A 6,094-nucleotide genomic window follows, 5' to 3' on the forward strand; every position below is an offset into this window, starting at 1 on the left:
TGACTTTTTCTTCTGCGCTCGTCTTTGCGGTTCTTCTTGTTCATGGCCGGGCCTATTGACCTTGATCTGCCGGGCGCGCCTTAGCCGGGTAGCCAAGGCTGGTGATCGCCAATTCAATTTGCGCGGGCGACACCCGGGCGGGATCAGTCACAACGGTAGCGACGCCCGGATGCAAAGTCACTTCGGCGTGACTGACTCCGGCAATTTTTTTCAGGGTTCGCTGCACGCTACTCGTGCAACCGCCGCAAGTCATTCCGCTGATATCAAATTTAAGTGTGTTCATGGTAAGTTTTCCCGTGAGTTGAATTGCCTAAGCCCGTGTATAGATTCGCCTTCACGCCTTGACGCGAAAATTGATCATCATCCCGCCGTCTTCGTGTTCTAGGTTGTGGCAATGGAACACATAGGTCTGGTCGCCGGGGTAATCGTGGGCGAAGTCGATCACCACCCGCACCGTTTCGCCGGGCCAGACCAGCACGGTGTCTTTCCAGCCGAGGTCGCTCACGGTGCGTCCCTGGCCGAAGCGCGCCGTGGCCGAGACCTGGGGCGGACTGCCGATGCGTTCGAGCACCTGGAACGAAAAGCCGTGGATGTGCATCGGGTGCGGCATGCCCAGCGTCGGGTTGCTGATGCTCCAGATTTCGACCGCACCGCGTTTAACGTCAAATGCGATTTCGTCCATGCGAAAGGTGTACCCGTTGATCAAGAATCGCATTTGCCCCATCGACAGTTCGATCTTGCGCTGCGCGGCGCCGGAGGTAGCAATCGGCTTGATCTGGGACAGCGTGGCCGGCAGTTTGGCGACGACGCGTTCACCGGCCGTGACCGACAGTTTCAAAATGTTGAACTCCAGGCCCAGCGGCAACCGTGACGAGGACATGCTGGCCATCATCTGGCCCATGCCCATGCCGCTCATACCCGGCATGCCGCCCGGACCGGCAGCTGGCCCTTCGTTTTCCATCGCATCGAACGCCAGGCTCCTGAGGAAGATGTGCTCACCGGGCCGCGCCTGGCCTGCGTCGAACAGCACGTCAAGGCGTTCGCCCGGCGCGAGAAAGGCTTCGCTCACCGTTTCCGGCCGTTCGATCAGGCCGCCGTCGGTGCCGATGACGGTGAAGTCCAGCGCCTTGTTTCCCTTGACGAAGGCGAGCCGGTAAATGCGCGCATTCGACCCGTTGAGCAGCCGCAGGCGGTAGGTGCGCGGTGTGACGGCCTGCACCGCATTGGGTGTCAGGTTGGCGAGCACGATGTCGCCGAGCCAGCCCATCATGGCTTCATGGGCACCAGGCTTGTACAACAGCCTGCCCTGCGCATCGAACTGCTTGTCCTGAATGACCAGGGGCAAATCGGTGACGCCGAGCTGCAGATCAAGTGCCTTGCTGACTCTGCGCTGATCGTCGTCGTCCACCAGGAAAAAACTCGCCAGACCGTGATAGGCCTGTTCGGCAGTCAGCTCGTGCGCGTGTGTGTGGTACCAGTAGGTGCCGCCGCGGTTGTTGACCTTGAAGTCATAGGCGTAGCGCCCGCCCGGGCCGATGGTGCTGGCCGGATGGCCGTCCATGGCAGCGGGTGTGTGCAGCCCGTGCCAGTGGATGATGGTCGGCTCCTGGAGCGCGTTGTCCAGGCTGGCCGTGAAACGCGCGCCGCTCTCAATGCGCAAAATAGGGTTCTGGTAGGCCTTGCCCGCCTGCTCGGTCTGGTACAGCAAGAAGGGGGATTCGCGGCCGGGCAGCAACGGGAAGCTCGCCGCCGTAGCGCGGATTTTGAGCGGGCCGGCGACATCGAGTACCCCAAACGGCCCGCTGCCGACAGGAATGAACAGCTTCTGCTGGAAATTATCTGCGGCCACCGGATCGAAGGGATAGTGGCGAAACGGCCCGCCCGCCAGCGCCTCAGAACGGGGCGATCCGTAATACATCCAGGCTGCGCCCCCGGCGGCGGCCACGGCCGCCACACCGGCAAACTGAAACAGCTGTCTTCTCTTCAACATATAACTTACCTTTACAAGCTTTAACTACCCCGCCGGCGCGCTAGAGCCGGCTAATCAACGCGTTATTCGATTGAGCAACCAGGCAAAAAAAGCCCCTGCCAATAGCGCCCAGGTGCTCAGTACGAGCAGCGCCGTCAAGAAACCCTGCCACCCGAATGGCCGAGGCTGAACCATGCTGTTGAAGTTCATGCCATGGAAGAGGTTATTCATGAAGCCCAAAAAAGGCCCTGGCGCAAGAGCCCAGACCAGCGCGCACAGGGCATAAAACACCCCGACGGTGACAGCCAGAGCAATACCTGTACGAAACGGTGTCATGACCACACCCCTACTTCGCCGGCGTGGCAGGCATCCGGTCCATCATCATTTTCATCATGGTCTGCATCATTTCCATGCGCTTTTCCATCATCTGCTGGCGCGCGCCCATATCGCCCGTCATGCCTTGCATGCCTTTCATATCACCCATACCGGCGCCGGACATGCCGCCCATCATGGCCATGCCGTCCTGCATGGTTTTCATGTGCTCGGCCATCAGCTTGCTGCGCTCTTCCGGGGTTTTGGCGCTCATCATCTTTTCGTGCATGCCCTGCATGGTCTTCATCTGCGCGTCCATCTTGGCCATATGGTCGGGCGGGGCCATGCTGCCCGCAGTTGCCGAGCCCATGGGCATCGCTGGAGCGGTATTGCAAGCAGCTAACGTGAGAGTGGCGGCAAAAGCGATGGCAAGGGAAATTGAACGGAGATGGGTCATGACAGACTCCTGGTTAGTTGATGGAAGGGAAATACGGTGTGTATGCGCGCGCGTGCAGGTACCGGTGTGATGTCCGACTCTGCCCGCTATACCAAGAGGACCAAGAGCCGAAATCGTCGGAAAAATGTGAGAGCGGCGAAGATGACAGAGCGCGAGGCTCTGCAACACGCGGCAGCAGACGGCTAGAGTGCTAGTCGCGAGTAGCGAACCCGAAGGGGTCGCTCAGATGTCGTGGGCCGCATTTCGTCGATTCGACTAAACGGAAAAACGACAGGAACAGTTTCGGTCCAGAGAACCGCGACCAAGGGCGCCGCAGCAAGATCGATCTGGACAGACCGCAATTTCTGCGGGGACACAGAGGACTCACCATCGGCGCAAGCCTTAAGGCACGGTGCCTTGGAAGCATGGGAGTCATCTCCGTGGTCGGCAATGACCCCAGCATGACCAGGTGATATGGCGGGTGCATGCGTTGCATCGGCCAATCCGGCTGCTACATGGAGATGGGTTCCGCGAGCCTCCAGAAGACAAGCATTGGCGACTCCTGAAGCCAAGGCAAACACCCAAAACAGCAGCGCTACGAATGCGATGCTGCGTTTTGAGCGGATGTTGGAAAAGAGCTTCATGCTGGTACAGATTTATGCTTTTAATGCTATCTCGCCAACGCGATAGCTGATTGACGTACATCAAGTGGAACTTAAGTCAGATCACAAAACCGGTCAGTCTGCCGCCTGCATTGACAAAGAAGACGAGGCGTTTGCTCGATCTCCTTGACGATAATATGGGCTCTGATTTAAAAATTGGAGATCTTTTCCTGAACCTCCTATCTGCCTCCATCACGTCCACGGTGTTTTCTCTTGCTGCAGCACTTGCCGTCGGCATTTTGATCGGCCTCGAACGCGGTTGGCATGAACGCGAGGGCGCTGATGGGAGCCGGGTCGCGGGATTGCGGACGTTTGCATTGTTCGGCTTGTTGGGCGGCGTACTCGGCGTACTGAGCGAGGCACTGGGCCCTTGGCCACTGGCCTCAGGGCTCGCCGGCTTGTCCATCCTCTCCACAGTGTCTTATCGGGAAAGTGTGCGTGCCCATGGCAGCCTGAGTGCAACTACCGCTGTCGCTGCACTGCTGACGTACGCCCTGGGCGCACTGGCGGGCATCGGCCATGCTGCCGTCGCTATCGGCGCATCTGTCGTCGTCGCAATGTTGCTGGACCTCAAACCCACACTGCACCGCTGGCTACGGCTGGTGGAGCACCGCGAACTCAGCGCTGCGCTGCAGCTGCTAGTCTTGTCGCTGGTCATCCTGCCCTTGCTGCCGGATGCCGGCTACGGCCCCTACAAGGCATTGAATCCTTATCGTCTTTGGTGGGCGGTCGTCCTTATCGCCGGCCTGTCTCTGTGCGGCCATATCGCAATACGCTTCACTGGACCCCAGCGGGGCATTTTCTGGACCGGTCTGCTGGGAGGGCTCGCCTCTTCAACCGCCGCCACATTGACGCTCGCCAGACGTGCTCAAGCTGAACCGGGGTTGGCCAATGCTGCGGCAGCTGGTATTTTGGCCGCCTGCGGAATGATGTTCCTGCGCATGACGGTGATCGTCGTATCGCTTCAGCCTGTACTGGGCAGGCCTCTAGGAGTTCCAATGGTCGCTGCGGGTGTCGCGCTGCTCGGCCTGGGCGCATTGCAGTGGAAGCGACACTCATCGGTCGACATCGCACCCGAGGGCGACCCTGTCGCGCCGTTCGATCTGAGTACGGCGCTTGGTTTCGGCGCGTTTCTCGCCGTGATGATGGTACTGACTCAGGCCGGCAGAGAATGGCTGGGCAACCCGGGCCTGTATGTGGTGGCGACACTCTCCGGGCTGGCAGATGTGGATGCAATCATGGTCACCGTGCTTCAAATGCAGGCTGCAGGCGGCTTGGCGGTGACCCCCACCGTGACGGCTGTAGGCATCGCAGTAGCGGCCAACATGGTAATGAAGGCGTTGATAGCGGCGGTGATCGGTGGCCGCCTCCTAGGCCGCCGGGTCGCAGCCGGCTACGGTGTTTCAATCGCTGTCGGTACGGCGGCGGCGACCATCATGATGCTTGTCTAAAATCTCCGTCAGCGCATTTTCAAGGCACCCACATCGCCGCACGCTGTCAGGCGCCAAATTCGTCAGAACTTCCAGCGAAAGACGCGCGATTCGGCTTCGCCCGGACGCTCCAGCCTGAGCTCAACGGCACTAGGCGGAGGTGCCGTCATGACAAACTCGAGCACGCCTTCGCGATGGTGCCCGCCCGGCGCGGCACCCGTCCACGCAATCGGTTTGATCTCGCGACCATCGACAGTCATCAGCGTTGCGGTCTTGAGCAGATCATCGCTGAGGTCGCTGCTGTGGGTGTCAAACACGACGGCAAATTGCCAGCGCACAATGCTGGCACCGACCGCCTTGGGTGTCACCTTCACCGTGACGCCTTGCTGGACCGACACTTGGGGTGAAGCCTGCGCGCCATCCTGCGCCTGCACGCCGAAAGTCGCGACCGTCAAAGGCAGAAAAAGCGATAGGGCAACCAGAACCTTCTTGGGTGCGCCGCGAAACGCCATGGAAATTGGCATACTGAACTCCTTGTTTGTAAAGAATCTGATCCTAGAAAATTTGAGCACCGATGCGATTGAGATGCATCAACTGTAGCCCATGCCAACGAAAGCTTAGGTGCCGCGGTTACTCTGCCAATTGCTGGCCTCAAGCGCAAACCGAACGCTCAAAAATCGCTGTTTTCGCGGATTTCCATTCCGGCCTGATCCACGGACATACCGAGCTCGCCGACCTGCCTATCGCCAGTGGTAGCCGTAAAGGTCAGTGTTTGTGATCGTTATGGCCGTCACTCTTTGGCGGTAGTTTGCTGGCTGCCACATTCACTAGACCTTTCATACCGGCGTCAAAGTGGCCCGGCTGCAGGCAGGCGAAGTCAACCTTGCCCGCCCTTGTGAACTGCCAGATGATCTCGCCGCTTTTACCCGGCGCTACGGTGACCATATTGTCGTCAGCGTGTTCCATCTCGGGGTTTTTCTTCATCACCTCATAGTGGTCCTTGAGATCGTTTTCGGTACCCAGCACCATTTCGTGCTTGACCTTACCGGAATTCTTGGCGACGAAGCGAATGGTTTCACCTTGTTTGACGTTGAAGTTTGAAGAGTGGAAGCGCATGTCGTCTTTCATATCAACGATCCGGCGCGTGTCAAGGTAGTTGTCGCCTCAGTCATGCAGCCAATGGCTGAATAAGCGTGGCGCCGACATGGGCCGCCACCACCGAGTCGCGCTCGGGGTTGAGTGTCACAGCACCGGTGGGCGTCCAGTTTCTTGTGTTCCCAGACCA

General features: G+C 59.2%; 6 protein-coding genes and 1 pseudogene. 1 reads left to right on the forward strand and 6 read right to left on the reverse strand.

Translation table 11 applies throughout. From position 1 onward, the window contains the following. Positions 1–52: 52 nt before the first annotated feature. From B7G52_RS17730 to B7G52_RS17745, 4 genes are read right to left on the reverse strand one after another with little or no spacing between them, the layout of a single operon-like run. Positions 53–283, reverse strand: a complete 231-nt coding sequence (locus B7G52_RS17730; protein WP_096698850.1) for a heavy-metal-associated domain-containing protein — start codon at positions 281–283, stop codon at positions 53–55. Between the two features lie 51 nt (positions 284–334). Then, positions 335–1,990, reverse strand: coding sequence for a multicopper oxidase family protein (locus B7G52_RS17735; RefSeq protein ID WP_096698851.1), 1,656 nt, complete (start codon positions 1,988–1,990; stop codon positions 335–337). 54 nt (positions 1,991–2,044) lie between these two features. Further along, positions 2,045–2,305 (reverse strand): DUF5676 family membrane protein, encoded by a 261-nt coding sequence (locus B7G52_RS17740; protein ID WP_096698852.1) that lies wholly within the window; start codon positions 2,303–2,305, stop codon positions 2,045–2,047. 10 nt (positions 2,306–2,315) lie between these two features. Beyond that, positions 2,316–2,738, reverse strand: coding sequence for a hypothetical protein (locus B7G52_RS17745; protein WP_096698853.1), 423 nt, complete (start codon positions 2,736–2,738; stop codon positions 2,316–2,318). Between the two features lie 673 nt (positions 2,739–3,411). Here B7G52_RS17745 and B7G52_RS17755 point away from each other — a divergent pair. Next, positions 3,412–4,830 (forward strand): MgtC/SapB family protein, encoded by a 1,419-nt coding sequence (locus tag B7G52_RS17755; RefSeq protein WP_371329035.1) that lies wholly within the window; start codon positions 3,412–3,414, stop codon positions 4,828–4,830. Positions 4,831–4,892: 62 nt separating this feature from the next. On the opposite strand, the gene B7G52_RS17760 is transcribed toward B7G52_RS17755, so the two are convergent. Next, positions 4,893–5,333 carry a hypothetical protein gene (locus tag B7G52_RS17760; protein WP_096698855.1) on the reverse strand — a complete coding sequence of 147 codons (441 nt, stop codon included), beginning with the start codon at positions 5,331–5,333 and terminating at the stop codon, positions 4,893–4,895. Positions 5,334–5,574: 241 nt separating this feature from the next. Next, positions 5,575–5,946, reverse strand: a pseudogene (locus tag B7G52_RS17765) (plastocyanin/azurin family copper-binding protein); the annotation flags it as partial. Between the last annotated feature and the right edge of the window lie 148 nt (positions 5,947–6,094).

Origin of the sequence: Polaromonas sp. AER18D-145 (assembly GCF_002379095.1) — a bacterium.
GTDB lineage: Bacteria > Pseudomonadota > Gammaproteobacteria > Burkholderiales > Burkholderiaceae_C > Polaromonas.